Annotated in this window: 24 protein-coding genes; 12 read left to right on the top strand and 12 right to left on the bottom strand. The window is 68.3% G+C overall.

Annotated features, from left to right (window positions below):
• Positions 1 to 68 precede the first annotated feature (68 nt).
• The 8 genes from arfA (at position 69) to ABD768_RS21250 (ending at position 9,891) form a co-directional block, all read left to right on the top strand.
• The gene (arfA, locus tag ABD768_RS21285) at positions 69 to 1,571 is read left to right on the top strand and encodes an arabinosylfuranosidase ArfA (RefSeq protein WP_344843166.1); all 1,503 of its coding nucleotides are present in this window, start codon (positions 69 to 71) and stop codon (positions 1,569 to 1,571) included.
• Entirely contained in the window at positions 1,568 to 2,899 is a 1,332-nt protein-coding gene (locus ABD768_RS21280) for an ABC transporter substrate-binding protein (protein ID WP_344843163.1), read from the top strand. The genes arfA and ABD768_RS21280 overlap by 4 nt, the downstream gene beginning before the upstream one ends.
• The gene (locus ABD768_RS21275; protein WP_343967841.1) at positions 2,896 to 3,777 is read left to right on the top strand and encodes a carbohydrate ABC transporter permease; all 882 of its coding nucleotides are present in this window, start codon (positions 2,896 to 2,898) and stop codon (positions 3,775 to 3,777) included. The genes ABD768_RS21280 and ABD768_RS21275 overlap by 4 nt, the downstream gene beginning before the upstream one ends.
• On the top strand, positions 3,774 to 4,601 hold the full coding sequence (locus ABD768_RS21270; protein ID WP_343967839.1) for a carbohydrate ABC transporter permease: 828 nt from the start codon (positions 3,774 to 3,776) through the stop codon (positions 4,599 to 4,601). Before ABD768_RS21275 ends, ABD768_RS21270 begins: the two co-directional genes overlap by 4 nt.
• A 25-nt stretch (positions 4,602 to 4,626) precedes the next feature.
• Positions 4,627 to 6,855 carry a glycoside hydrolase family 43 protein gene (locus ABD768_RS21265; RefSeq protein ID WP_344843161.1) on the top strand — a complete coding sequence of 743 codons (2,229 nt, stop codon included), beginning with the start codon at positions 4,627 to 4,629 and terminating at the stop codon, positions 6,853 to 6,855.
• Positions 6,855 to 7,847, top strand: a complete 993-nt coding sequence (locus ABD768_RS21260) for a glycoside hydrolase family 43 protein (protein ID WP_344843159.1) — start codon at positions 6,855 to 6,857, stop codon at positions 7,845 to 7,847. Before ABD768_RS21265 ends, ABD768_RS21260 begins: the two co-directional genes overlap by 1 nt.
• A gap of 73 nt (positions 7,848 to 7,920) precedes the next feature.
• A complete protein-coding gene (locus tag ABD768_RS21255) occupies positions 7,921 to 8,841 on the top strand; it encodes a hypothetical protein (RefSeq protein WP_344843157.1) in 921 nt (306 codons plus the stop codon).
• 114 nt (positions 8,842 to 8,955) lie between these two features.
• Positions 8,956 to 9,891 (top strand): hypothetical protein, encoded by a 936-nt coding sequence (locus ABD768_RS21250; RefSeq protein WP_344843154.1) that lies wholly within the window; start codon positions 8,956 to 8,958, stop codon positions 9,889 to 9,891.
• Here the strand turns inward: ABD768_RS21250 and pdxR are convergent.
• On the bottom strand, positions 9,878 to 11,245 hold the full coding sequence (gene pdxR, locus ABD768_RS21245; RefSeq protein ID WP_344843152.1) for a MocR-like pyridoxine biosynthesis transcription factor PdxR: 1,368 nt from the start codon (positions 11,243 to 11,245) through the stop codon (positions 9,878 to 9,880). The two genes, ABD768_RS21250 and pdxR, sit on opposite strands and share 14 nt — an antisense overlap.
• A 66-nt stretch (positions 11,246 to 11,311) precedes the next feature.
• Between pdxR and ABD768_RS21240 the strand changes: the two genes are divergently transcribed.
• Positions 11,312 to 11,998 carry a pyridoxamine 5'-phosphate oxidase family protein gene (locus ABD768_RS21240; RefSeq protein WP_343967823.1) on the top strand — a complete coding sequence of 229 codons (687 nt, stop codon included), beginning with the start codon at positions 11,312 to 11,314 and terminating at the stop codon, positions 11,996 to 11,998.
• 4 nt (positions 11,999 to 12,002) lie between these two features.
• Here ABD768_RS21240 and ABD768_RS21235 read toward each other — a convergent pair whose 3' ends face one another.
• The 6 genes from ABD768_RS21235 to ABD768_RS21210 all read right to left on the bottom strand — a co-directional run bounded on the left by ABD768_RS21235 (position 12,003) and on the right by ABD768_RS21210 (position 17,349).
• Positions 12,003 to 12,644: a TetR/AcrR family transcriptional regulator gene (locus tag ABD768_RS21235; protein WP_344843149.1), complete on the bottom strand. Its 642-nt coding sequence runs from the start codon at positions 12,642 to 12,644 to the stop codon at positions 12,003 to 12,005.
• Complete coding sequence (locus ABD768_RS21230; RefSeq protein ID WP_344843147.1) at positions 12,644 to 13,906, bottom strand: methyltransferase family protein; 1,263 nt, start codon at positions 13,904 to 13,906, stop codon at positions 12,644 to 12,646. The genes ABD768_RS21235 and ABD768_RS21230 overlap by 1 nt, the downstream gene beginning before the upstream one ends.
• A complete protein-coding gene (locus tag ABD768_RS21225) occupies positions 13,903 to 14,844 on the bottom strand; it encodes an SRPBCC family protein (protein ID WP_344843144.1) in 942 nt (313 codons plus the stop codon). Before ABD768_RS21225 ends, ABD768_RS21230 begins: the two co-directional genes overlap by 4 nt.
• 49 nt (positions 14,845 to 14,893) lie before the next feature.
• A complete protein-coding gene (locus ABD768_RS21220; protein WP_343967816.1) occupies positions 14,894 to 15,685 on the bottom strand; it encodes an ABC transporter permease in 792 nt (263 codons plus the stop codon).
• Positions 15,682 to 16,668: an ATP-binding cassette domain-containing protein gene (locus ABD768_RS21215; RefSeq protein ID WP_344843142.1), complete on the bottom strand. Its 987-nt coding sequence runs from the start codon at positions 16,666 to 16,668 to the stop codon at positions 15,682 to 15,684. The genes ABD768_RS21220 and ABD768_RS21215 overlap by 4 nt, the downstream gene beginning before the upstream one ends.
• A 147-nt stretch (positions 16,669 to 16,815) precedes the next feature.
• A complete protein-coding gene (locus ABD768_RS21210; RefSeq protein ID WP_344843139.1) occupies positions 16,816 to 17,349 on the bottom strand; it encodes an EXLDI protein in 534 nt (177 codons plus the stop codon).
• Between the two features lie 74 nt (positions 17,350 to 17,423).
• Here ABD768_RS21210 and ABD768_RS21205 point away from each other — a divergent pair, with 74 nt between their 5' ends.
• Entirely contained in the window at positions 17,424 to 18,377 is a 954-nt protein-coding gene (locus ABD768_RS21205; protein ID WP_344843137.1) for an alpha/beta hydrolase, read from the top strand.
• A gap of 214 nt (positions 18,378 to 18,591) precedes the next feature.
• On the opposite strand, the gene ABD768_RS21200 is transcribed toward ABD768_RS21205, so the two are convergent.
• Positions 18,592 to 18,858: a cell division protein CrgA gene (locus tag ABD768_RS21200; protein WP_343967806.1), complete on the bottom strand. Its 267-nt coding sequence runs from the start codon at positions 18,856 to 18,858 to the stop codon at positions 18,592 to 18,594.
• A gap of 93 nt (positions 18,859 to 18,951) precedes the next feature.
• On the opposite strand from ABD768_RS21200, the gene ABD768_RS21195 reads away from it, so the two are divergent.
• Complete coding sequence (locus tag ABD768_RS21195; RefSeq protein ID WP_343967804.1) at positions 18,952 to 19,719, top strand: DUF881 domain-containing protein; 768 nt, start codon at positions 18,952 to 18,954, stop codon at positions 19,717 to 19,719.
• Positions 19,720 to 19,758: 39 nt separating this feature from the next.
• Complete coding sequence (locus ABD768_RS21190; protein WP_343967802.1) at positions 19,759 to 20,376, top strand: aminodeoxychorismate/anthranilate synthase component II; 618 nt, start codon at positions 19,759 to 19,761, stop codon at positions 20,374 to 20,376.
• A gap of 138 nt (positions 20,377 to 20,514) precedes the next feature.
• On the opposite strand, the gene pknB is transcribed toward ABD768_RS21190, so the two are convergent.
• The 4 genes from pknB to ABD768_RS21170 form a co-directional block, all read right to left on the bottom strand.
• Positions 20,515 to 22,377, bottom strand: a complete 1,863-nt coding sequence (pknB, locus tag ABD768_RS21185; protein WP_344843134.1) for a Stk1 family PASTA domain-containing Ser/Thr kinase — start codon at positions 22,375 to 22,377, stop codon at positions 20,515 to 20,517.
• Positions 22,378 to 22,501: 124 nt separating this feature from the next.
• A complete protein-coding gene (locus ABD768_RS21180) occupies positions 22,502 to 23,956 on the bottom strand; it encodes a peptidoglycan D,D-transpeptidase FtsI family protein (RefSeq protein ID WP_343967798.1) in 1,455 nt (484 codons plus the stop codon).
• Entirely contained in the window at positions 23,953 to 25,350 is a 1,398-nt protein-coding gene (locus tag ABD768_RS21175) for an FtsW/RodA/SpoVE family cell cycle protein (protein ID WP_343967796.1), read from the bottom strand. Before ABD768_RS21175 ends, ABD768_RS21180 begins: the two co-directional genes overlap by 4 nt.
• Positions 25,347 to 26,744 carry a PP2C family protein-serine/threonine phosphatase gene (locus ABD768_RS21170; protein ID WP_344843131.1) on the bottom strand — a complete coding sequence of 466 codons (1,398 nt, stop codon included), beginning with the start codon at positions 26,742 to 26,744 and terminating at the stop codon, positions 25,347 to 25,349. The genes ABD768_RS21175 and ABD768_RS21170 overlap by 4 nt, the downstream gene beginning before the upstream one ends.
• Positions 26,745 to 26,749: the final 5 nt, after the last annotated feature.

Raw genomic sequence — 26,749 nt, 5'->3', positions numbered from 1 at the left:
CTTTACAGCGGATGTCAATCGTTGTAAAAACTCAGGTTAATCGATGTAAAGATCTCTCTGGAGGATCTGTGGCTCGTCTTGCGGTCGACCCCGCGTTCGTTGTCGGTGCCCTGGACCGGCGGCTGTTCGGCTCGTTCGTCGAGCACATGGGGCGCTGTGTCTACACCGGGATCTATGAGCCCGGCCATGCCAGCGCGGACCCGGACGGGTTCCGCGAGGACGTGCTCGCGCTGGTGCGCGAGCTGGGCGTGACCGCGGTCCGCTACCCGGGCGGGAACTTCGTCTCCAACTACCGCTGGGAGGACGGCGTCGGCCCGAAGGACCAGCGGCCGCGCCGGCTCGATCTCGCCTGGCGTGCGGTCGAGCCGAACCAGTTCGGCACCGATGAGTTCGTCGCCTGGTCCCGCAAGGCAGGCGTCGACCCGATCTGGGCGGTCAACCTCGGCACTCGCGGCATCGCCGAGGCGGTCGAGCTGCTCGAGTACTGCAACCTCCCAGCCGGTACGGCGACTGCCGACCGCCGCGTGGCCAACGGTGCTCCCGAGCCGCACGGCATCAAGGTGTGGTGCCTGGGCAACGAGATGGACGGCCCCTGGCAGATCGGCCACAAGACCGCCGAGGAGTACGCCCGGCTGGCCGAGGAGACCGCGAACGCGATGCGCCGGGTCGATCCAGGCATCGAGTTCGTCGCCTGTGGATCGAGCAACCGGCACATGCCGACCTTCGGTGACTGGGAACGCACCGTGCTGGAGCGCACCTACGACCTGGTCGACCACATCAGCCTGCACGTGTACTACGAGCCGAAGGACGGCGACCAGCAGAGCTTCCTCGCGGCCGCCGAGGACATGGACCGGTTCATCGACTCGGTCGTCGCGACCGCGGACCACGTGAAGGCGCTCAAGCGCAGCGACAAGGAGATCACCTTGTCGTTCGACGAGTGGAACGTCTGGTACCAGGCGCGCTTCCCCGGCGAGCTCGGGCTGGACGTCCGCGAGGTCGGCCCGCTGATCGAGGACACCTACACCGTCGACGACGCGGTGGTGGTCGGCAGCCTGCTGATCACCCTGCTCCGGCACGCCGACCGGGTGAAGATCGCTTGCCTGGCGCAACTGGTCAATGTGATCGGCCCGATCCGGACCGAGCCGGACGGCCGCGCCTGGCGGCAGTCGACCTTCCACCCGTTCGCGCTGACCGCGAAGCACGCGGGTTCGACGGTACTCCGCACAGAGGTGGCCGGCCCGGACATCGAAACGGCGGCGTACGGGCGGGTACCGGCTCTGTGGAGCACAGCGACGTACGAGGAGTCCACCGGCGAGGTGGTGCTCTTCGTGGTGAATCGAAGCGAGACCGACAAGGTCGACCTGGAGGTGCCACTGCAGCCCGGTCTGCGAGTGGTCGAGCACCTCGCCCTGTACGACGACGACCGGAGTGCGGTCAACACCGCCGAGGACCCCGACCGGGTGGTGCCGCGACGCGTCGACGGCACCGAGGTCATCAACGACAGCTGTACGGCCACGTTGCCCCCTGCGTCGTGGCACATGATCAGGCTCTCCCCTGGAGGTACACGGTGAACACCATCAACCGGCGAATGATGCTGGGCGGAATCGGCGCGCTGGGGGCGGCCGGCGTCCTGACCGCCTGCGGTTCCGGCTCGGCGGGCAAGCCCGGCGCGGCCGCGCCCGCGACCGGCGACGGCGGCGCGAAGGGGTACGAAGGCCCGAACGTCGAGCTCGACTTCTGGAACGGGTTCACCGGTGGTGACGGCCCGTTCATGCGCAAGATCGTCGACGCCTTCAACGCCGAGCACGCGAACATCAAGGTCAAGATGACCGTGATGCAGTGGGCCGACTACTACACCAAGCTGCCCACCGCCGTCAGCAGCGGCCGGGGTCCCGCGGTCGCGATCATGCACGTCGACTCGCTCGCCACCAACGCCGCCCGCAACGTGATCGAGCCGCTCGACGACGTGGCGAAGGCGCTGGACCTCAAGCAGGAGGACTTCGCCGATGTCGTGTGGAAGGCCGGTGAGTACAACGGGAAGCGGTACGGCATCCCGCTGGACATGCACCCGCTGGGCTTCTTCTACAACAAGACACTGATGTCGCAGGCCGGTCTGGATCCGGCCAAGCCGCCCGCGACCGCGGACGAGTACATGGCCGCGCTGGAGGCCCTGAAGGGCAAGGGGATCCAGGGGCACTGGGCGACGCCGTTCCAGTTCACCGGCGTGATGAGCGTGCAGTCGCTGCTCTGGCAGTTCGGCGGCGAGCTGTTCAACGCTGACTCGAGCAAGACCACCTGGGCCGAGGAGCCCGGCGTCAAGGCGCTGACCTGGTTCACCGACCTGGTGAAGAAGGGCTACAGCCCGAAGAACGTCGCGCAGGACGCGGACAACATCGCGGTGATGAACGGCAAGAACGCGTTCGTCTGGAACGGCATCTGGAACATCAACACCTTCAAGGAGAAGAAGGGCCTGGAGTGGGGGGTCGCGGCGATCCCGAACATCGGCGGCAAGCCGGCCGCCTGGTCCGGCTCGCACCAGTTCTGCCTGCCGAAGCTGAAGACGCCCGACGCCAACAAGTCCACGGCGGCCCGGGTCTTCGTGAACTACGTCAGCCAGAAGTCCATCGAGTGGGCGAAGGGCGGTCAGGTACCGGCCCGCAAGCAGGTCCGCGAATCGGCCGAGTTCAAGGCGCTGCCCGAGCAGTCCGCGCTCGCGACCCAGGTCAACGACCTGCACTTCCCGCCACCGGTGCCGGGCATCGGCGACGCGCTGGCTGAGCTCAACAAGGCGGTCAACGAGGCCGTACTGCTGAAGACCGAGCCGGCCAAGGCGTTGTCGGACGCGGCCGGCCGCTCCGACAAGATCCTGGAGGCCAACCGCAAGAAGTACGGGGCATGAGGGGATACGGCCGGGCTACGCCGTACCTCTTCCTGGCGCCGTATCTCGCGCTGTTCTTGTTGTTCGTCGTCGGTCCGGCGATCTTCGGCCTGTGGATGAGCCTGCACGACTGGGACTTCCAGTTGCCGGGCAAGCCGTTCGTCGGGTTGCAGAACTACAAGGACCTGTTCGACTCGCAGTCGACCACCGCCGAGCCGTTCTGGCACGGGATGCGGGCGACGGCGATCTTCACGCTCGCGTCGGTGCCGTTCCTGGTGACGTTGCCGCTCGGGCTGGCGGTCGTGCTCAATCGGCGGTTCCCCGGCCGGACGTTCTTCCGGGCGGTGTTCTTCGCGCCGTACGTGCTCGGAGTCGCCGTGGTCGGGCTGATGTTCCGGTACATCCTGGACACCAGCTTCGGCGTGCTGAACGCGTTCCTCGGCCTGTTCGGGATCGGCGAGATCGGCTGGACCACCGAGCAGCCGTGGGCGTTCGCGTCGCTGGTCGGGATGACGGTGTGGTGGACGATCGGCTTCAACGCGATCATCTACCTGGCCGGTCTGCAGGACATCCCGGCCGACCAGTACGAGGCCGCGGAACTCGACGGAGCCAACCGCTGGCAGGCGTTCCGGCACATCACCGTGCCGGGACTGCGGCCGGTCGTCACGTTCGTCGTCACGATCACGATCCTTGCCTCCGCCAACATGTTCGGGCAGGCCCTGTTGGTGACGCAGGGCGGTCCGGGTGACACCACCCGGACCGCGTTGATGGTGATCGCGGACACCGGGCTGGCGCAGTTCCGGATGGGCCAGGCGACGGCGATGAGCTACGTGCTCGCGGCCTGTCTGGCGATCGTCTCGCTGATCAACTTCGCGCTGCTGAGGGAGAAGAAGTCATGAGGCGGCGCAGGTCCCCCGGTTTCTGGGTACTGATCGGGCTGCTGACACTGGTGTTCGTCGCGCCCCTGCTGTGGATGCTGCTCACTTCTTTCAAGACGATCGGTGAGTCCCAGCAAGCTCCGCCGACGATCATCCCGACGGACCCGACCGGGCGCGCGTACGGCGAGGTCCTCACGACCGGTGGGCAGAACCCGGTACTGCGCTGGTTCATCAACTCGCTCGTCGCGGCGACTCTGCATTCCGGGCTGGTCGTGCTGGTCGCGTCGATGGCCGGCTACGCGCTGGCCCGGATGGAGTTCCGCTTCAAGAAGCCCATCTTCGCCGTCATCCTGGCGACCCTGTTCGTGCCGGGTTTCGTCTTCCTGATGCCGAACTACCTGCTGATGGACAAGCTGGCCTGGCTGGACACGCTCTGGGCGCTCGTCGTCCCGGGCGCGGCAGGCGCCTTCGGGGTGTTCTTCATGCGGCAGTTCTTCCTCGCGCTGCCGCGTGAACTCGAGGAGGTGGCGATGATCGACGGCGCGAACGCCTGGACGGTCTTCACCCGGATCATCCTGCCGAACGCGAAACCCGCGCTGGCCACGCTGACCGTGCTGTCCTTCCTGGCCAACTGGAACGACTTCATCTGGCCGCTCTACGTGCTCTTCTCGCCCGAGCGGCTGACCCTGCCGGCCGGGCTGAAGCTGCTGCAGGGCGCCTACACCACCGACTATCCGGTGATCCTGACCGGCGCGACCGTCGCGTCCGTCCCGGTCCTGATCCTCTACGTCTTCGTCCAGCGCTACGTCATCGAAGGTGTCGCCCGCAGCGGCATCAAAGGCTGACTTCCACCAGAGGGGAACCCCGCCCGTGCCTCCTAGACGCTTGTTCGCAGCGGCGCTCGCTGTCGCCGCGGTTGCCACCGGTACCACGGCCGCCGTCGCCGCACCCCCGCCCGCTCCCGTGACCACGCTCAACGACATCTCGAAGCCCTTCGCCGACACGTTCGCCGACCCGTCGATCATCCAGGGCCGCGACGGCTACTGGTACGCGTACGCCACCTCCGACCCACTCGTCGCCAACGGCCCGTTCGGCCTGATGCACATGGCCAGGACCAAGGACTTCGGCTCCTGGGAGTACCTCGGCACCGTCTTCAACGACAGCACCAAACCGGCCTGGGCCGCACCTGGCTCGTTCTTCTGGGCGCCGGACATCCGGTACTTCGGCGGCCGGTACGTCATGTACTTCACCGTCACCGACACGCTCGCCAACCCGGGTGGCGATCCGGGGATCGGCGTGGCCACCGCCCCGACTCCCGCCGGTCCCTGGACTGCCACCGACGGCCCGGTCGTCGCGCCCAAGCCGGACGGCAACGGCGGCTACTTCGGCACCATCGACCCGGCGATGCTCACCGCGGCCGACGGCAAGCGCTACCTCTACACGGGTGGCTTCTACGGCGGACTCTCCGTCACCGAGCTCACCCCCGACGGGCTGCACTCGGTCGGTACACCCACCCAGGTGACCGTCGGCGACCGCTACGAGGGCTCGTACGTCGTCTACCGCGACGGCTGGTACTACCTGATGGGCTCGTCCAGCAACTGCTGCGCCGGCCCGACCACCGGGTACTCCGTCTTCGCCGGCCGCTCCAAGTCGCCGCGCGGCCCGTTCCTGGACGCCGACGGGGTGTCGATGAACGAGTCGCGAGTCGGCGGCACGACCGTGATCACCCAGAACGGCAACAAGTGGATCGGTCCGGGCCATCACGCCTTCATCACCGACGCGGCCGGGCAGGACCACATCGTCTACCACGCGATCGACCGCGGTACGCCGTGGCTGACCGACCCGTTCGGGATCAACCGCCGCCCGATGCTGATCGACGACATCGACTGGATCGACGGCTGGCCGCGCACGCGGGCCGGTGCCGGTCCGTCCGACACCCCGCAGCCTGCTCCGACGACGGGCTCGGCGCTGGGGATCGACTCCACCGACCCGGCGGGCGGTCTTCGGGGTGCGACCAAGCTGGCTGGTGACTCGCTTGGTGGGCCTACTGCATCCATCCGTGGGGCTGCGACGACGCGGCAGTCCGCGCGCGCTGGCTCGGTGCGGGTTGAGGCCAACGTGAAGCTCGGCAACAGCTTCACCACCGTGGTGGGCGGCGGGGCCGTCGTGGTCACGGTTGGCGCGAGCAAGGTCAGCATCGTGGCCGGCGGGCGTACCACGAGTGCTCCGTTGCCTGCGGACTTCGATCGGTCGCAGTGGAACAACCTTGTCGTGGAGGTCTCCGGGAGCAGGGTGACCGCGCGGGTGAACGACGCCGGGCTCGGCGACCTCTACGCGGAGGCGCAACTCGGCGTACGGGGGTTGAAGGTTCGATCGGCGCCCGTCAGTTGGCTGGGGACGGCGGAGGTCGACAACCTGACTGTCCGTTCGGTGGCGCAGCCAGTACGCCGCGCTGCCGCGGTACCGGTTGCTGGGAAGCTACTCGCAGCCGACGAGTTCAACGGAGCGCTCGGCGATCAGTGGTCGTGGGTGCGGCCGGACGCGCGTGCCATTGTTGCTAATGGCAACTTGTCGTGGCCGTTGCAGAACACCGATCTGGTCGGCGGCGGCAACAACGCCGGGCTGCTCTTCCACCAGACGCCGGCCGGGGACAGCTGGATCGCGGAGACGAAGCTGCATCTCGACCTCGGCGAGGGCGACATCCGCAACTACCAGCAGGCCGGGATGATCGCGTATCTGAACGACGACAACTTCGCCCGGCTCGGGGACGTGTCGATCTGGCGGACGCGGCAGACCGAGTTCGGCCGCGAGCTGGTGGCACGGCCGTCCGACGGCGCGACCAGCTACGGCGGCGCGGCGATCGGGCGATCGGCGCCGACCATGTGGATGCGGCTTGCCTATCACCGCAATGCGGCTGGGGAGCACGTGTACCGGGCGGGGACCAGTGCTGACGGGAAGGAGTGGACCTGGGGCGCGTCCTGGGTGCTGCCGGCCGGGGTGACGCCGAAGCTGGGGCTGTACGCGCATGGCGACCAGACCGGGTCCAACCCGCCGCCGGTGGCCACGTTCGACTACCTGCGGTTCTACGCGAGCAAGTGATGTCGCGCTGGCCGGGGTTGCTGCTGCTGGTCGTACTGGCGGCGGGGTGCAGCAACCCCGGCAGTGCCACTTCTTCCGAAGGGACGACGATGGGCTTCACCAACCCGGTGTACGACGGCAACTTCGCGGATCCGCAGGTGATCGCGGTCGGCTCGGAGTACTACGCGTTCGCGACGAACGGGCCACTGGGCAACATTCAGACGCTGACCTCGTCCGACCTGGTCGATTGGGAGCAGGTGGGCGATGCGTTGCCGTCGCTGCCGGGTTGGACGTCACCTGGGAAGGTCTGGGCGCCGGAGGTCGCAGTACAGGGAACTGATCGTTTCGTCATGTATTACACGACTTCTGACGATGCGTCCGGTCGGCAGTGCGTGGGCGTCGCGGTGGCACCAACGGCCAAAGGTCCATATGTCGACAAATCGAGTAAACCGTTGATCTGTCAGGTGGACGAGGGTGGATCGATCGACGCGAGCCCGTTCCAGGACTCGTCCGGGCAGCGCTGGCTGTACTGGAAGAACGACGGCAACGCGATCGGCGTCGACACCTGGATCTACGTCTCCAAGCTCTCGCCCGACGGGCTGACGCTGGTCGGCGAGACGACTCGGCTGATCAAGCAGACGCTGCCGTGGGAGGGCAACCTGGTCGAGGCTCCGTATGTTGTCGAGCGCAACGGCAAGTTCCATCTCTTCTACTCGGCCAACGCCTACGACAAGGCGGAGTACGCCGTCGGCCACGCCCTCTGCGAAACGCCCGCCGGCCCGTGCGTGAAGTTCGGTGATCCCATCCTCACCACCTCATCCGATGCCGCCGGCCCCGGTCACAACATGGTCCTGGTCAAGGACGACCGCTACTGGTTCGTCTACCACGCCTGGGATCCGGCGCTCGTCGGCGTCGACCCGCCCGGCCGGACGATGTGGCTGTCCGAGCTCACCTGGAACGGTGACCAACCTGTCGTCCAGCCGCCACAGAAACGCAATCCACAGACGCCCTAACCTTTCTGGTCCGCACCGCATCTAGAGGTATGAAAGCGATAGACGCGATGACGACCTCCAAGGGGACGAAACTGTGACTGGACGAAAGCTCTTCCGTACCGGGCTGGCGCTGGCCGGCGTAGCCGCGCTGGCCACCGCGGCGCTGGCGGCACCCGCGCAGGCATCGACGACGGCCGCGACCGGCACGACCGCGGCCTGCGTGCTGAGCGCCGGGGCCGTCACCGCGGCCGGTGCGCAGACCACCAGTTCGGTCGGCGGCACGCCACCGGTCAAGAGCCAGACCGTCAACACCCATGGGGTGTACCAGCCTGGCAAGGTGCGTGTCGCCTCCACCTTCATCCGAGAGCCGAACGTCTCGGGCGCAGACATCTCCGGCTTCGTGCTGCAGGGCGACAGCCTCTACCGGAGCGTCTTCGGGCTGGACGGCACCAATGAGATCGACCCCACGTACCCGTCCAGGTTGACCCGAGTCGGCGGCGGTTGGAGCAACTACACCGTGCTGGAGGTCTCGGAGTACAAGTTCGAGCGCGACATGGCGTACGGGCTGCGCAAAGACGGCACGCTGTTCCGCTGGAACTACACGACCGGGTCCTGGCGCTCGACCGGTTCCGCGCCGGGCTTCGGATCGGTCAAGTCGATGGCGCTGATCGGCAAGACCGCCACGTACGACATGTTCCTGGCGAACCTCACCGGCGGCGCGCTCTACTCGATCAAGATCCCGACCGCGGCGCCGATGAAGCCGGTTGTCACCAAGATCCGGCCGTCGGGCTGGGGCGGCTTCGAGAAGCTGATCGCCAACAAGTGCGGCGCCTCCGGCACCCTCCTGCTCGGCATCGACAAGGACGCCAAGGCAGGCTTCACCTACGCCGTCTCCCACGCCAACGGCGCCGCCACGGTCATTCAGAACCTCGGCAAGGTCAACAGCACCTTCCCCGACGCGGTGAACTTCCGCTGGGGCGTCGTCCCGGACCTGGACCCGCTCACCGGCGGCTGAGCACCTGTCGCCGCAGCTGCACCATCGGGCAGCGTTTCTAACCTTCGTTGTCGGCATCGCATCTAGCCGTATGAAAGCGATGGATGCGATGCCGACCTCCAAGGGGACGAGACTGTGACTGGACGAAGACTTTTCCGTACCGGGCTGGCGCTGGCCGGTGCGGCCGCGTTGACCACCGCGGCGCTGGCCGCACCCACACAGGCGGCGACAACCTCCACGACGGGCACGACCGAGGCCTGCGTGATGACCACCGGGGCCATCACCGCAGCCGGTGCACAGAGCATCAGCTTCGTCCGTGGCACGCCGCCGGTGAAGAGTCACTGGCTCGACACCAACGGGCTGTTCCAGCCGGGCAAGGTGCGCGTCACCGCCCAGTTCGTCCGGGAGCCGAACGCCATCGGTGCCGATATCTACGGCGACGTCATCGAGGGCGACAGCCTCTACTCGGTCGCCTTCGGAGTGGGCGACCACGGTGAGCTCGATCCGGACTGGCCGCCGGCGAGGAGGCGGGTCGGTGGTGGTTGGAGCACCTACAGGGCGCTCGAGGTCTCGGAGTACGAGGTCGTGAAGGACCGGGTCTATCGCAGCACGGCATACGGGCTGCGCAACGACGGCACGCTGTTCCGCTGGAACACCTCGGACGGGTCCTGGCGCAGGACCGGTTCCGCGCCGGGCTTCGGGTCGGTCAAGTCGATGGCGCTGATCGGCAAGACCGCGACCTCTGACACGTTCCTGGCCAACCTCAGCGGTGGTGCTCTGTACACGATCAAGATCCCGCTCAGCACGCCGATGAAGCCGGTTGTCACCAAGGTCCGGCCGTCGGGCTGGGGCGGTTTCGAGAAGCTGATTGCCGACAAGTGCGGCAACTCGGGCACCCTCCTGCTGGCCATCGACAACGACACCAAGTCCGGCTACACCTACGCCATGTCGCACGCCAACGGCGCGGCCACGGTCATCCAGAACCTCGGCAAGGTCAACAGCACCTTCCCCGACGCGGTGAACTTCCGCTGGGCCAACATCCCCCGGGGCGATCCCCTCAACGGCGGCTGAGGACTTCGCAGAGGATCGTCAGGGCCTGGTGGAAGTTTTCGTCGGTGGGGGTGGCGTAGCCGATCACCAGGCCTGGGGGGCCGGAGATGGAGCGGCGGTAGTCGGACAGGGGCGCGACGACTACCCCGGCTGCCCTGGCCGCCGCGGCGATGGCCAGGTCGTCTGCTCCTGGGGGGAGGAGCAGGGTGATGTGGAGGCCCGCGTCCTGGCCGATGATCTGGCCATATGGCTCCAGGACGGCGCAGGTGTGGTTGCGGCGTTCGGAGTACAGGCGTTTCGATCGGCGGATGACCTGGTCGAGGTAGCCGTCGCGGAGCATGGCCAGGAAGGCGACCTGGATCGGCCACGCGGGCCAGTCGCTGGCTTCCTCCCGGTACGCCGACAGCCGGTCGACCGTCTCGGCGGAGGCGACCAGCCAGCCGAGTCGCAGCGACGGGCTGATCAGCTTCGACAGGGTGCCCAGGTGGACCACCCGATCGAGGTCGAGCTGGGCGAGTGCGGGCAGCGGCGCGACGTCGTACCGGAACTCGCTGTCGTAGTCGTCCTCGATCAGCGTCGCCCCGGTCCGCCGGGCCCACCGGATCAACTCGTTGCGCCGGGCAACGGGTAGCCGGCCGCCGAGCGGGTACTGATGCGACGGCGTGACGTAGACGGCCGCCAGGTCCGAGTCGAGCTCGGAGACCACCAGGCCGTCTTCGTCGACCGGGATGTCGACCACCTCGAGCCCGTGCTGCCGCGCGGTGATCGCCGCGCTGAGGTAGCCCGGGTCCTCGACGGCGAACCGTTCACCGGGCCGGCCGCGAACGGTCAGCAAGAGGTGGAGCCCATGCATGGTGCCGTTGGTGATCATCACGTTCTCAGGTCCGCAGGAGATGCCGCGGACGCGACCGACGTGCTCGACCAGCGCGGCCCGCAGGTCTGGCAGGCCTGCTGGGTGGTCGTAGCCACGGGCAGGTGGTTGCGCCGCCACCTCCCGCCAGGCGCGCTTCCAGCCGGCGTCGGACGTCGGGCCGACGTACGGGATGCCGGGGCGGAGCGTGAGGAGCTCCTCGTCGGCAGGCCGGGTCGGCCGCGCCCGCGGACGTCGTACCGGCTGCAGCGGTACTACGTCTGCCACGTAGGTCCCCGACCCGGTACGCCCCGCTATCCACCCCTCGGCGTGCAGCTGGTCGTAGGCCGCCTGCGCCACCGAACGCGACACGGAAAGGTCCTTTGCCAGGTCCCGGGTCGACGGCAGCCGATGACCTGCCTGCAGGCGCCCGTCGCGGATGGCCGCGCGGAACTGCTCGGCCAACTGCAGGTGCAGCGGGCCGGTGCCGTCGCGGCTCAGCACGAGCGGGAGCGAGCTCTGCAAGTGGACTACCTGACTCGGGCGGGAATGGACCGTGCCAGCATGCCACTGAGCCGCCAAGCTGGAAACATGACCACCACACCGCTCTCCCCGACAACCCGGACGAAGCTGCGCCGGGAGAAGGAACGCGCCGCGACCGAACGCAGCGCTCTGCGTGAAGTCCTGCTCGACGGCATGTTCTGCCACCTCGGCGTCGTCGTCGACGGAACGCCGCTCGTCCTGCCCACCGCCTACGGGGTCGATTTCGACGCCGGCGCCGACGGCACCCTCTACCTGCACGGCTCGGTGGCCGCTCGCAGCGTGGTCGCCTCGCCGGACCAGACGATCTGCGTCACGATCACCCACACCGACGGCCTAGTGCTCGCCCGGTCCGCCTTCCACCACTCGGTGAACTACCGCTCGGCGGTCATCTTCGGCGTCCCCCGGCTGCTCACCGACGCCGACGAGAAGCTGCACGGGCTGAACCGGATCGTCGACCACCTGGTCCCCGGCCGCTCCACCGAGGTCCGCCCGCCGAATCGCAAGGAGCTGGCCAAGACCTCGGTGCTGGCGCTCTCCCTCACCGAGGCCTCGGTCAAGTCCCGCTCCGGCGCGGCGAACGACGACGAGGAAGACCTCGACCTCCCGCACTGGACCGGTTTGATCCCGCTCCGCGTGGTGGCCGGCCCGCCGATCACCAACCCGGACTGCAACGTGATGGTCCCCCGCCACATCGACTCCCGAGCCAACAACCTCGGCGCCGCGGCCCTCATCTGAGCCTTTACGGGCTGAGCGGCCGCAGCTTCCGCCGGACGACGCGGCTGGTGACCGGGCCGAGGTTGTCCAGCTCGGTCAGCAGGGTCTCGGTCAGTACTGCGAGCTGCTCGAGCGACCCCAGCGCGCGGGTGGCGCCGGCGGGGTCGATCCCATCGAGCAGCTCGATGCCGACGAATCCCGCCGAGATCGCCCTGGCCAGCCCGCCCAGATCGACCAGCGGGAGCAACGGGCTGCCGGCGAGCACCCGCTGCAGCGTCTTCTCCACCTCGACCACCCAGAGGTTGATCGCATCGGCGACCGCTGCGGCGACGACCTCGTTGCCGCGCGCACCGGCCAGCAACTGAGCCAGTACTGCGACGTTGCCCTCAGCATGCTCCGTGACGTGCACCCGGCGGCCGACCGTGAGCAGCTCGGCGAACGTACTCGCCTTGTCGAACTCGTCCCGGTACAGCGCGACCCGCTGCTCGGTACTGGTCCGGCAGGCCTCGGCGATCAGGTCGTTGACCGTGCCGAAGTGGTAGAAGACCAGCGCCTGGTTCTGGCCTGCGGCCGCGGCGATGTGCCGGGCGGACGCGCCTGCGAAGCCGAGCTCACCGATGGTCTGCAGCGCAGCGTTCAGCAGACCAGCCCTGGTGTCCTTCGCCATCACGTCTCCTTCGCCGTCGGCAGTTGCCGCGGTCCACCACCCATCCCGTCGACCAGCAACTGCAGCATCGGACGGACCACCGGCAACCTGATCGACCAGCCTAGATACGCCCATCCCGGACCACTGTGCTCCAGCCCACGGGCCACAGCAGCCAGACCGCTGGCGTGCAGGTCGTCCGGTCCCACGTACAGAGCCCGGCGCAGCCCCGCCACCGTATATCCCTCGGCAGCACGGATGGTGAGGTCCCGTGGGTTGGTGCACTCAACTAGAGCCCTCGTCTGCCGGCAAATGATGCAGGTGTCCGATAGATAGAGCGCGGCCGGTTCTGCCGCGTAGGGCGTGCGCCTGAATCGCCACGGTTTCACTTCAGCGTCATAGGCCAGCCACTGCTGTCCCAAGCGGTTTGCCAGGTCCGTGCGTTCGTGGGGGTCCGCTACGAAGCAGCTGAACGCCACTGCCCCAACAGTTGCCGCAGCCAAGGACCAGCTGTGGGTTCCTACGGCCAGCAGCGCCAGCACGAGTACTGCGGAGATCTGCATCGGGTTGGCCACGTAGGCATAGGGACCCGTGGTGACGAGGTCACTCGGTGGGTCCCACGGGTACGGCGTACCGCGGCCCCGGCTGGCGAACTCCGTCATCGCGGACAAGGCCGGTACTGCGGCCAGCGCCATCAACTGCACGACGGTCGAGCTCCGCCACAGCGGGTCGTCGACCAGGTGACTCCAGCTGCCGTCGCCACGGGCCATCACCGCCGACGGGAGTAGCCAGAGGGCCAGCCCGGTGAAGGTGAACAGTTGCAGGAGTACTCGACCTGTGAGCTGCCGCTGGTCGATGGTCCACCTGCCCAGGAGCAAGGCGGGTGGCACTCCGAGCAGGAGGGCGAGCAGTTCGCCGTACAGCCAGTGGTGGTTCAGCTGGGCGAGGCTGTCGAGCCGAGGCATGAATAGGAGGTCCAGCCAGCCGCAGGCGAGCAGGACGGTCCAGATGGGCAGTCGGCGGCGCAGTAGTAGCGGCACCGGTCCCCAGAGGACGGCCCAGCCGAGCCAGAGATCCAAAGGGATGCCCAGGAAGAGTCCGTCGGCCACGGTGTACCGCCACCACCCGGCGGCCATCGCAACCTTGTTGGCCAGACCTATGGCGACGAAGGCCGTCAGGAACGACAGCAGGACCGCACCGGCCGTCCTCCGGTCCGGCCGCCGCCACAGGGCGAGGGCGAGCCCGGCCGGGACGACCAGGCAGAGCCCGCGCACCAAAGCAGTCATTCTGCACGCAGCCCGAGCGAGTCGGCGAAGTGGTCGAGGCCGGCGCCTACCATCGCGCTCTCGATCGGCCCGAAGTACCAGCTCGGGTCGAGGCGCCGGGTGAACGAGAGCTCCAGCTTCACCGCCGTGTCGCCATCGGCCTGCGGAGTCAGCCGGACGACTGCTCGTTGCCAGCTGAGCCAGCGCTGCGTCTTCGACTGGTCCGAGACGACCTTGAACTCGATCCGCTGACTGTCGCGGGCGCTGACCTCGGTGACGATCGGGCCGCCCGCCATCGTGAAGGTCCACCTGGTCCCGACAGCGAGCCCGTCGCCGCTCGAGGCGGTCGGGGTCGGATACCCGCTGAACCGGAGCAGGAACGGTCTGCGCGCCGAGAAGTCCGGTCCACGCTGCAAGCTCTGCTCGACCTGCTGCGGAGACATCGCGACCACCCGCTCAGTCGTCACAGTCTGGACGGGGTCGACCCGATAGGCGGTCCCTTCGAGACTGGCCAGCAGCAGGAGCGGTACGACGGCGAGCGCCGCGCGCCGCCTTTCGTCCAACCGGCGGGCCTGCCGAACGACCTCGGCGACCAGGTGCCCGACGCCGTACACGAGTGGCGAGGCCATCAGCACACAGGCGGCGCCCTCATGCAGGAAGGCCGACGTGATCAGCAGGCCGAAGGTGACGACCCGGAAGGTCAACCCGTGCAGGCTCTTGGCCGGTGGCGACAAGGCGATGATCACCGCCAGAGCCAGCGGCACCCCGACGAAGAGGGCGGCGGTGTCCAGGTGACCGGACCGGATGAGCAGAAACGGGGCGGTCACTCCGGTGAACGCGACGATGGCGAGCGCGGCAACGCGACCGCCCCAGCTCCTCGGTGGAGGAGCCGGGGCCGGTTCGGGCGCCGGGTACGGCGGTTGGGGGTCGGGCGGGTCTGCAGGCTCGACGGGCGTCATGCTCGCCAGCATAGACCCAGTTTTGAGCGGTCGCTCAAAACATTCGATTTCAGGCGGCGGTGCCCTTGTTGTAGCTCTTCTGGGCCCAGAAGTAGCCGACCAGCGCGATGGCGACGCACCAGGCAACGGCCAGCCAGCCGGTGCCGCTGTCCATCGGCATTCCGAGGAGCAGGTGGCGGAGGGTGTCGATCACGGCGGTGAACGGCTGGTACTCGGCGAACCAGCGGATGCCGCTCGGCATCGCGTCCAGTGGGATGAAGGTGTTGCTGAGGAAGGGCAGCAGCAGGCTGATCGGCAGCACGATGTTGCTCGCGCCCTCGGCGGTCTTGCTGGTCAGGCCCAGCGCGATCGCGAACCAGGTCAGTGCGACGGTCAGCGCGATCAGCAGCCCGGCGGCCAGCAGCCAGTCGACGACCGACGCGTTCGGGCGGAACCCGATCAGGACGGCGAAGCCGACCACCAGGACCAGGCTGACGATCGTCAGGATCACGTTGCCCAGCACATGCCCGGTCAGCACCGCCGGCCGGAAGATCGCCATCGTCCGGAACCGGGCGACGATGCCGTCGGACACGTCCATCGCGGCGCCGACCGCGGGGGACATCGTCCCGGACGCGATCGACATCAGCAGGATGCCGGGAGTGAGGAAGTCGATGTAGTCGAAGCCGCTGCCGCCGCCGATCCCGGCCGAGAAGGTCTTGCCGAAGACCAGGCCGAACAGCAGCATCATGATGACCGGCATCCCGAGGGCGCCCAGCGACAGACCGGGGTAGCGCTGGGCGTGCCGCAGGTTGCGGCGCAACATCGTGGCGGTGTCGGCCAAGGGGTGGCTCACGGTGCTCATTTGCTGCTCACTTTCTGGGCGTCAGTGCTGGTGGAGGGGCTGGTAGAGGCGCTGGTCGGTTGGCCGGTGACCGCGAAGAACACGTCATCCAGGTCAGGGGTGTGGACGGTCAGTTCGTCGACCTCGAGGGAGGCTTCGTCGAGGCGGGCCAGCAGCGAGCGCAGGGCCTGCACGCTGCCGTCGTTCGGCACCTGGAGGACCAGTGCCTCGTCGTCGCGAGTGCTTGCCTGCAGTACCTGAGCAGCGAGCGCGAATTCGTCGGGCGCGTTGAACCGGAGCCGGACGTGGCCTCCCGGTGCCAGCCGCTTGAGCTGCTCCGGGGTGCCCTGGGCAACCAGCTTGCCGTGGTCCAGTACTGCGATCTGGTCGGCGAGTTGGTCTGCCTCCTCCAGGTACTGCGTGGTGAGGAGGACCGTGACGCCACCGGCGACGAGCTCGCGGATGATCTGCCACATGTTGTGCCGGCTGCGCGGGTCCAGTCCGGTCGTCGGCTCGTCGAGGAAGATGATCCGCGGGTTGCCGACCAGCGTCATCGCCAGATCGAGCCGGCGCTTCATGCCGCCGGAGTACGTCATCGCGGGCTTCTTCCCGGCCTCGAGCAGGTCGAACTGTTCGAGCAGCTCGGCTGCCCGGCGGCGTCCTTCGGTCCGGCCGAGGTGGTACAGGTCGGCCATCATGATCAGGTTCTCGGCGCCGGTCAGCAGGCCGTCGACCGCGGAGAACTGGCCGGTGACGCCGATCGCCGCCCGGACCGACTCGGGGTCGGCGGTCAGGTCGTGCCCGGCGACCCGGATCCGGCCGGCGTCGGCGGTGATCAGGGTGGACAGGATCTGCACCACCGTGGTCTTGCCGGCGCCGTTCGGGCCGAGCAGGGAAAAGATGGTGCCTTCGGCAACATTCAGGTCGATGCCGTCGAGCACGAGATGGTCGCCGTAGGCCTTGCGCAGACCGGTGACGTCGAGCGCCAGGGATGAGCTGTTCATGGGTCCTCGCTTGTTTTCGGGCAGGGTGAACCTGACCCAGGTGGCTTGAGAGTGTGGGAGGAGGAGATTCAGGGCGTGCGGAACCAGCCGGCCGGCCCAGGGACCGCCGCTCTGCGGGAGTGCTTCAGTTGGAGTGGGTGCCGCGGATCAGATGTCGAGGTCCTCCACGGTCGGCTGTTCGGCCGCGTCCTCGACCAGGGTGTAGAGGTCGGCCGGGATCAGGTCCCGGAGCTCTTCCACCGTTTCCACGATGTGCAGCGTCGACTCGCCCTGGGCCATGCTCCAGGTCTGGTTGCTGCTGAAACTGCCGATCCAGCTGCGCCAGCCGGTGGAGTCCTGCTCGTCGCCGTTGACCGTGGTCGTGTGGTCGTACAGGTTGCTCCGGTCGGCGTGCAGGACGAACTTCCCGGTCCGGCTCCGGTAGACCTTGAAGGCCTCGTAGCCGTTCTTGTTGGAGCGGCCGCCCTCGGCCAGCAGGACGCCGGAGAACCGCTGCTTGCGGCCCGTCCCGCGCCCGACCCGGACGGTGATCTCGTCGAAGCCCTCGAGTCGGCCCTCCTCCATCTCGACGAACCGCCGGAGCGCGGTCGAGATGGCTTGGGACAGGTTGCCGGCGAGTTCCTGGGCCCGCTTGTAGAGCGCCAGGTCGTCGTCGGAAACGTAGATCGTCTTGTTCGGCATGGGGTATCTCCTCCTACGTAGAACTATACGCACATCTCTACGTAGACGTCTACATATATGGCAAGATCACCGCTTTGGAGACTCCTGAGGACCGCTACGACCGCCTGACCGACCGCGTGTCCGCCCTGTACGACGAGGGCCTGCAGCCGGTCGCCCTGGATCTACTGGACGCCGCCGACCCGGACCTTGCGCCGTGGGCCGCCGAGCTCGCCCACCTGCGCGCCTGCCTGCTCGGCTCTCTCCACGAGACGACCGAAGCGCTCACGACCCTCCAGCAAGCGAGCGCCAACGGAGCCTGGTGGGCCGAGGAGATCCTCACCGAGGACGATGACCTGGCCGCCCTCCAATACCTACCGGCCTTCCAGCAGCTCGTCGCCACCTCCCGCACCCGCCGCGTCGTAGCGGAAGACCCACCGCTAATCCGTCTCCCGGAACCGACCGGCTCCGCCCAGGCGATGGGCCGCGGCCAATCGGCCGCGCCCGGACAGGCGAGTTGGTCCTGCGGGGTCGTGGTGGCTCTGCATGGAGCAGGGCAGCGAGCTGGGCATGCGATGCGGGACTGGGCGGGGGTGCTTGAGCTCGGCTACGCGTTGGTCGGCGTGGAGTCCTCGCAGCTGATGTCGCCGATGTACCGCACCTGGCCGGACCCTGCGGAGTCGGCGAAGGACATCGCTCGCGCGGTCGACCAGCTCCCCACGGAGCTGCAGGGACTCCCGCTGATCGCGGCCGGCTTCTCCGCCGGTGGCCGGGTGGTGCTCAACTGGGCGGCCGGGGCCGATCCGGTGCCGGCGGCCGGTGCCGTAGTACTGGCTCCCGCTCTGCGCGGCGTACCGCAGACGGCGAAGAACGCCTTGTCACCGGCGAGCGTCCTGATCGGCACCGCCGACGACCTGCTGGAGGTTGTGGACGACGCCGAGGGGCAGCTGACCGCGCTGGGCTTCACCATCGACCGCTTGCCGGGCCTCGGGCACGAATTTCCCCAGGACCTCGCACGACGCCTCGAGGAGTTGCTCCCCAGCTGTGGATAAGCCGGTGATCAAACCTTCTTTATCCACAGATTTCGGCGATTTTCCCCCAGATCCGGCCCGAACCCGGGGAAAACCTGGGGAAAAATCGGCTGAAAGCTGTGCACAGCTGGGGATACCCATGTGGATAACCACAGCTCTGTAATTCGTCCGGACAGCAGAATCCCAGCCGGTTGCGCCCGATCGCCGGCTGGGATCCGCGAAGGTCAGACGGCGACTAGATCCACTGGGTGGAGACGACGAAACCGCCCGCGATCAGGCCCATGCCGATCAGCAGGTTCCAGTTGTTCAGGTCGCGCATCACCGGGATGTCCTGGCCCGCCACGTAGAAGACGACCAGCCAGGCGAGTCCGAGCAGCCAGCACCCCAGCATCAGCGGGGCGACCCACACCCGGCTGGTGGTACGCGGCTTCTTCGGAGTCTTCTCCACCTTCACCTTGTCGGTGGCGGACTTCTTGGTCTTGCGACTGCTCGACTCGGGCACGACTCGACTCCTCGTAACGGACACCTACTGCGGACACATAAGCTAGCTCTGGCCTCGGTTAGCGTAGTGCAGACGAGAGCAAGGGGATCACGGGTGAGCAAGCTGCGGCGTTTTTCGCTCTGGCGCGCGAGTGCGCCGGTGGCGTTGCTGTGTGCCGGGTTGCTCTTCGCGACCAGCGCAACGAACGCCCGCGGTACCGATCTGCGTCCCAGTCGTAACACTACGCTCGCGGGCCTGGTCGAGGAACAGAGCCGGCGCAGCGCCAGCCTGACCCGGCAGCACGCGGCGCTGACCCAGGACATCGAGAAGCTGCAGGCTCAACAGGGCTCGATCGAGCCCAAACTGGCCAAGCAGCTGAAGGACCTGTCCGACGAGGTCGGCACCACGCCGGTCACCGGGGCAGGCCTCACCGTCACGCTCAAGGACGCCCCGCCCGAGGTGGTCAAGGACAACCCGGACGTGGACGCTGACTGGCTGGTGATCCACCAGCAGGACATCCAGGCCGTGGTGAACGCGCTCTGGGTCGGCGGCGCCGACGCGATCTCGATCCAGAACCACCGGGTGATCTCCACCACGGGCATCAAGTGCGTCGGCAACTCGGTCGTCCTGCACGGCGTGCCCTACCTGCCGCCGTACCGGATCACCGCGATCGGCGACCGCAAGAAGCTGCAGCAGGCGCTGGACGACTCGAAGTACATCGAGAACCTGCAGGACTACGTGGTCCGGTTCCAGCTCGGCTACGAGGTGAAGAACGAGTCCTCGATCGCGATGCCGGCCTACGAGGGCACGCTGGAGCTGCAGAGCGCGACCGTGCCGGGCTTCGAGAAGTCGCCGACCACGAGTCCCTCGGCGACCGGCTGAGCAAGGCCGTGCTTCGGGCGGTCTGTGACAATGGTCCGCATGCCGCGGATCCTCGTCGTCGACAACTACGACTCCTTCGTCTACAACCTCGTCCAGTACCTGCAGCAGTTGCAGGCCGACACGACCGTGCTGCGCAACGACGAGGTCACCCCTGACCAGGTCTCGGAGTACGACGGCGTCCTGCTCTCCCCCGGCCCCGGTACGCCGGAAGAGGCCGGCGCCTGCGTCGACATCGTCAAGGAGAAGGGCGGCGAGGTGCCGATCTTCGGCGTCTGCCTCGGGCTACAGGCGATCGGGGTCGCGTACGGCGGAGTGGTCGGCCGCGCCGACGAGCTGCTGCACGGCAAGACCAGTCAGGTCTTCCACGAGGGCGCCGGCGTGCTCGCCGGACTCCCGTCGCCGTTCACCGCGACCCGGTACCACTCGCTCGCGATCGCCCAGGACAGCGTGCCGGACGTGCTGCAGGTGACCGCCCGGACCGAGGCCGGCGTGATCATGGCCGCGCGGCACCGCGACCTGCCCGTCGAGGGCGTCCAGTTCCACCCCGAGTCGGTGCTGACCGAGGGCGGCCACCGAATGCTCGCCAACTGGCTCCAGATCTGCGGCGACCCCAACGCAGTCGCGCGCTCAGCCGGCATGGCCCCCGTCGTCAGCTAGCCCCGCCCGCACGCGGTCGCACGCCCGGCCCGCGCTGCGCCACCCGGCCAGGGCTGCGGCCCCCGGCCCGGGCTGCGCCAGCCGCCCCCCCCGGACCCGATGCTCCGGCTCCCTTCTCCTTTGTTCTGCTGTTACGGGTCAGCCGTTGCCCTGGCCGCCGCCACCGCCACCGCCGGGGATGATCGGCGTTTCGGTGTTGCCCGGGTCGGTCGGATCGGTGCTCGGCGGGGTCGGCGGGGCCTTCACGGCGATCGACAGGGTCACCTTGGTGCCCTCCTTGACCTTCGAGTTCGCGGCCACGCTCTGCTTGGTGACCGTGCCCTCGGGCGCGGTCGGGTTGGTGTCGTCGTTGACGTACCCGACGGTCAGACCCAGCGCCTTGAGCTGCGCGGTGGCGTCGTCCTTGCTCAGCGTGGTGACGTCGGGCACGGTGACCTCGACCTGGCCGGACGAGATGGTCAGGGTGAACTTGGTGCCCTTGGCGTACTGGCCGTCCTGGCCCGGGTCGATCGAGAGCACGGTGCCCTTGGGGGCCTCGTTGTCGACCTCTTTGGACTTCGACGCGACCTTGAACTGGCCGGCCGCGTTCTCCAGCGCCTTGCGCGCGTCGTCCTCCAACTTGCCGACCACGTCCGGTACGGCGAAGGTGTCGCGTCCGGCCGACACCACCAGCGCCACCGACGCGCCCTTGTCCAGCTTGGTGCCCGCCGGCGGGTCCTGGCTGATGACCGTGCTCTTGCCGACCGTGTTGCTGGCCTGAGAGGTCTGGGTGTACTTCAGTCCCTGGTCGGTCAGCGTCTGGATGGCCTCGGTCACCGAGAGACCCTCGACCTTCGGTACCTCGACCTGCTCCACGGGCTGACTGGAGTTGGTGGTCGGGCCGGCGCCACCGGTGTTGTTCTTGTCGCCCATGTTGGTGATGATCGCGTAGGCGCCGACGGCGATCGCCACGATCGCCAGGCCCAGCAGGAAGTACGCGAGCCCCCGGTTGCGACGGGCTCGCGCGGTCTCCGCCTCGTCGTCGCCGTTGTCGGGCGGGAGCAGGTCGTGCGTCTGCGGCTGGTAGGCCTGGGTGGCGGCAGCCGGCGCGACCTGGGTCGGCGCCATCGCACGCGTCTCGGCGACGGCCGCCATCGGCGCGGTCACCTGCTGGCCGGCTAGTACCCGGTGGATGTCCTGGCGCATCTCGTTGGCGCTCTGGTACCGGTGCTCGCGGTTCTTCGTCAGCGCCTTCAGGACGACGGCGTCGACCTCCGGCGGGATGTCCGGGTCGAAGGACGACGGTGGCAGCGGCTCTTCCCGGACGTGCTGGTAGGCCACCGACACCGGCGACTCACCGACGAAGGGCGGCCGGCCGACGAGCAGTTCGTACAACAGGCAGCCGGTCGAGTACAGGTCGGAGCGGGCGTCCACGGTCTCGCCGCGGGCCTGCTCGGGCGACAGGTACTGCGCGGTGCCGATCACGGCCGCCGTCTGGGTCATCGTGGACGAGGTGTCCGCGACGGCCCGGGCGATGCCGAAGTCCATCACCTTGACCTGGCCCTGCGGGGTCAGCATCACGTTGCCGGGCTTGATGTCGCGGTGCACGATGCCGGCCCGGTGGCTGTAGTCGAGCGCCTCGAGTACACCGGAGGTGATCTCCAGAGCGCGCTCGGGCATGATCTTGCGGCCCTCGCGGATCAGGTCGCGCAGCGTCTTCCCGGTCACCAGCTCCATCACGATGTACGGAATGGTGATGCCGGAGCCGTTCGGGTCCGGCTCCTCGCCGGTGTCGTAGACCGACACGATGGTGGGGTGGTTCAGCGAGGCGGCCGACTGGGCCTCCCGCCGGAACCGCGCCTGGAAGGTGGCGTCGCTGGCCAGGTCGACCCGCAGCCGCTTGATCGCGACGGCGCGGCCCAGACGGTTGTCGATGCCCCTTCGGACGTCTGCCATCCCCCCTCGACCGAGCGGTTCGCCTTCTTCGTAGCGCCCGCCGACGAGACGTGCCTGCGATGTCATTACTCTGCCTTCCAACCTGCGCGGATCGAACTCGGCCAAATCTTCAAAGTGCCCACGGTAGCCCGGACCATCCACCGGCTGTCGTCGGCCGGACGCTCTGTCACCGGGTTATATCGCATCGTCGTCACCGGCCGAGCACCGCTTCCATCATCTTCTTGGCGACCGGCGCGGCCAGCTTGCCGCCGGCGATGTCGTCGCGGCCGACGCCGACCGCGTCCTCGATGATCACCGCGACCGCGATCTGCGGGTCGTTGGCCGGCGCGAAGGCGGTGAACCAGGCGTACGGCGGCCGGTCCTTCGCGCTCTGCGCCGTACCGGTCTTGCCGGCCACGTCGATGCCGCTGATCTGGCCGGGCTTGCCGGTGCCGTTCTTGACGACGTTCACCATCATCGCGGTCAGCTCGCCGGCGACCTCCGGGGTGACCGCCTGGTGCAGCTCCTCGGGCTTGGTCTCCTCGACCGTCTTCAGGTCCGGGGTCCGGACGTTCTGGACCAGGTACGGCTTCATCACGGTGCCCTTGTTGGCGATCCCGGCCGCCACCATCGCCATCTGCAGCGGGGTGGCTCGGACGTCGAACTGGCCGATCGCGGACTGCGCGACCTGCGGCGCGTTCGGGTCGCCGGGGAACTGGCTGGCGGCCGCGCCCAGCTCGGGCAGCTGCCGCTCGCCGAAGCCGAACTTCTCGGCCTGCTCGCGCAGCGCGTCCGCGCCGAGGTCGAGACCGACCGAGGCGAAGGCGGTGTTGCAGGACAGCGCCAGCGCGACCGTCAGGGTGGCGTTGTCGCTGCCGCCGCAGTTGCGGCCGTTCTCGTTCGGCAGCGGGGTCGTGGTCTGCGGCAGCGGCAGGCTGGCCGGCGAGTTCACCTTGGTGTCCGCCTTGTACCGGCCAGTCGACAGCGCGGCCGCCAGGGTGACCAGCTTGAAGGTCGACCCCGGCGGGTAGACCTCCTTGATCGCCCGGTTCGACATCGGCTTGTTGGCGCTCGCGTTCAGCGCCTTCCAGGCGTCGCTGGCCTTGTTCAGATCGTGCGAGGCGAGCAGGTTCGGGTCGTACGACGGCTTGCTGACCAGGGCGAGGATCTTGCCGGTCTTCGGCTCGATCGCGACCGCCGCGCCCTTGTTGTTGCCGAGTGCCGTGTACGCCGCCTGCTGGGCGGCCGCGTTCAGGGTCAGGCTGACGCTCGCGCCCTGCTGTCCCTTGTCGGTCAGCACGTCGACGAACCGGCGGAAGGCCAGCGACGGGTCGGACCCGTTCAGCTCGCTGTTCTGGTTGAGCTCGATCCCGCCCCGGCCGAACTGGAAGGAGTAGTACCCGGTGACCGGCGCGTAGAGCGGGCCGTTGGAGTAGGTGCGCTGGTACTTGTACTGGTCGTTGCTCTCCACGCTGCGCGCGATCAGCGTGTTGCCGATCAGGATCGGGCCGCGGTTGACCGAGAACTGCTCGTTGCGGACCCGGCGGTTGTCGTTGCGGCCGTTCAGCTCGCCTGCGCGGAAGGCCTGCAGATAGGTCGAGTTGGCGATCAGGGCGAGCATCAGGATGATCGCCGCAACGGCCAGTCGTCGGATCGCTGAGTTCACTGCTTCTGCACCGCCATGGCGATCGTTTCGTCGGAGACCGGCGCCGCAGGGGTCTGCGGCCGCCGGGCCTGGTCACTGATCCGCAGCAGCAGCGCCACGATCGCCCAGTTGGCGACCAGCGACGTACCACCCAGGGCCATGAACGGCGTGGCCAGACCGGTCAGCGGGATCAGCCCGGTGACACCGCCGACGATCACGAACACCTGCAGCGCGAACGACATCGCCAGACCGGTCGCGATCAGCTTGCCGAAGATGTCCCGGCAGCCGAGCGCGGTGCGCAGGCCGCGCTCGATGATGAGGGTGTAGATCAGCAGGATCGCGATCAGGCCGGTCAGGCCCAGCTCCTCGGCGAACGAGGAGATGATCATGTCGCTGTTGCCGTAGAGGGTCCACTCCGGATGGCCCTGGCCGAGCCCGCGGCCGAGGATGCCGCCCCAGGCCTGGCCGAGCAGGCCGCCGGCGATCTGCCCGCCGTCGATCGAGAACGGGTCCAGCCAGTCGGTGATCCGTTCGTGCACGTGCCCGAAGGCCGTGTACGCGAAGAAGGCGCCGCCGGCGAACAGCAGGCCGCCGATGATCAGCCAGCCGGCCCGCTCGGTGGCGACGTACAGCAGGAACAGGAACAGGCCGAAGAACAGCAGCGACGAGCCGAGGTCGTTCTCGAAGACCAGAACGCCCAGGCTGACCACCCAGGCGATGCCGATCGGCCCGAGGTCACGGGCGCGCGGCAGGTCGAGGCCCAGGAACCTGTGCCCGGCCAGCGTCAGGACGTCGCGCTTCACCACCAGGTAGCCGGCGAAGAAGACGACCAGGCACAGCTTGGCGAACTCACCGGGCTGGAAGGACATCCCGGCCAGGTGGATCCAGATCCGGGCGCCGTTCAGGTTGACGCCGAGACCGGGGATCAGCGGCAGGACCAGCAGCACCAGACCGGCCAGGCCGGCCGTGTAGGTGAGGGCCTGCAGCCGCCGGTGGTCGCGGATCACCAGGACGACGACGAGGAAGAGGACTACCCCGACAGCCGTCCAGGTGATCTGCTGCGGGGCCGCGGCCGCCTTGGGGTCCAGGCCCCGGGCCAGCCGGTCCGCGGCGATACCGAGGTCGATGCGGTGGATCATGGCGACGCCGAGCCCGTTCAGCAGCACTGCGCAGGGCAGGAGCACCGGGTCGGCGTACGGAGCGCGGTAGCGCAGGGCCAAGTGGGCGATCAGGGCGAGCAGGCCGATGCCGGCCGCGTAGTACCCGGTGCTGGCCGGGACTGCGTCCTGCACGGTGAGGCCGATGTTGACGTAGGCGGCCACCGAGACGCCGACCGCCAGGATGAGCAGCATCAGCTCCACCCCGCGCCGGGTACGCGGAATGATCTGGATGACGGAAGTCGAAGCGATACTCATCTGACGCCGTCACAGTCGTCGGGGTTGACCGTGCCGTTGCTCGGGGTGGAGACCGGCGTGGAGGCCGGAGTCGAGACAGGCGTGGTCGCCGGCGGCTTGGGCGGCGTAGAGACCGGCGTACTGGGCTTCGTAGTGGGCTTCACGGTGGGCTTCGGGGTGGTGGTCGGCTTGGGCTTGGCCGCGCACTCGTCGGCCGCATGCTGCAGCTCGGTGACGATCTGGCGGGCCGCGGCCAGGTTGTCGGCCTGGATCGTGCCCTCGACCTGCTCCCGGCTGTACGTCGGGAGCTTGTCGACCAGCAGCGTCTGCTTCTCGAAGACGGACGACAGGTCGAGTCCGGGGACGACCTCGTCGACGCCCTTGAAGATCGCCACGTAGTCGCCGTCGGTACCGACGTAGTACTGCTTCTGGGTCCAGTTGTAGGCGAACCATCCGCCACCACCGATCAACCCGAGGATGACGACCACCACTGCGAGCCGCCGCAGCCAGAGGAAGCGCTTGGGCGCCTGCGGTGCGTACCGGAGCTCCTCCGGGTCGAGGCCACGACCGCCGCCGCCTGCTCCGCCGTCACCGTCGCCCTGGGCGCGCATGGTCGCGGTGGCCGGACCGGTCCCGCCCTGGGCGAGCTCGGCCGCGGCACCGACCAGCTGGGGCTGGGTGCCGCTCGCGGGCTCCGTCTCGACCACATCGGCTACGACACAGGTGATGTTGTCGTTGGATCCCGCCTCGAGCGCGTGGGTGATCAGCTCGACCACCACGGAGTCCGGCGTACCTTCGGCCATCGACGTGGCGATGACCTGCTCGCTCACATAGTCGGGCAGGCCGTCGCTGCACAGCATCAGCCGGTCGCCGGCCTGGACGTCGAGGATCTCCAGGTCCGGATCCGAGTCGGGGCGGCCGTCGAGCACACGGAGGATCAGGTTGCGGTGCGGGTGGGTGAAGGCCTCTTCCTTGGAGATCCGGCCCTCGTCCACCAGCGACTGGACGAACGTGTGGTCGTGGCTGAGCTGGTAGAGCAGCCCGTCGCGCATCCGGTAGGCGCGCGAGTCGCCGAGATGGGCGAGCCCGAGCTGCTGGCCGTCGAAGAGCAGTGCGGTGACGGTCGAGCCCATGCCCTCGCGCTCGGGGTCCTCCTCGACCAGCTCGGACAGCCGCTCGTTGGCCCGGTGGACGGCGCCCGCGAGCGCCTCCATCATGTCGGGGCCGGTGATCCCGGGCTTGTCCAGCCGGCGGATCACCTGGACGGCGGCCGAGCTCGCGACCTCGCCGGCCGCGGCGCCGCCCATCCCGTCGGCGAGCAGCAGCAGGTGCGGACCGGCGTACGCCGAGTCCTCGTTGTTGCGGCGGACCCGGCCGACATCGGACAGTGCGGCGTAGTCGAGCGATAGCGTCATGACCG

It is taken from the genome of Kribbella ginsengisoli, from assembly GCF_039537185.1.
In the GTDB taxonomy this organism is placed as follows: Bacteria; Actinomycetota; Actinomycetes; order Propionibacteriales; family Kribbellaceae; genus Kribbella; species Kribbella koreensis.
The sequence above is the reverse complement of the archived record's forward strand: the minus strand, read 5'-3'. Positions and strand labels throughout refer to the sequence as shown.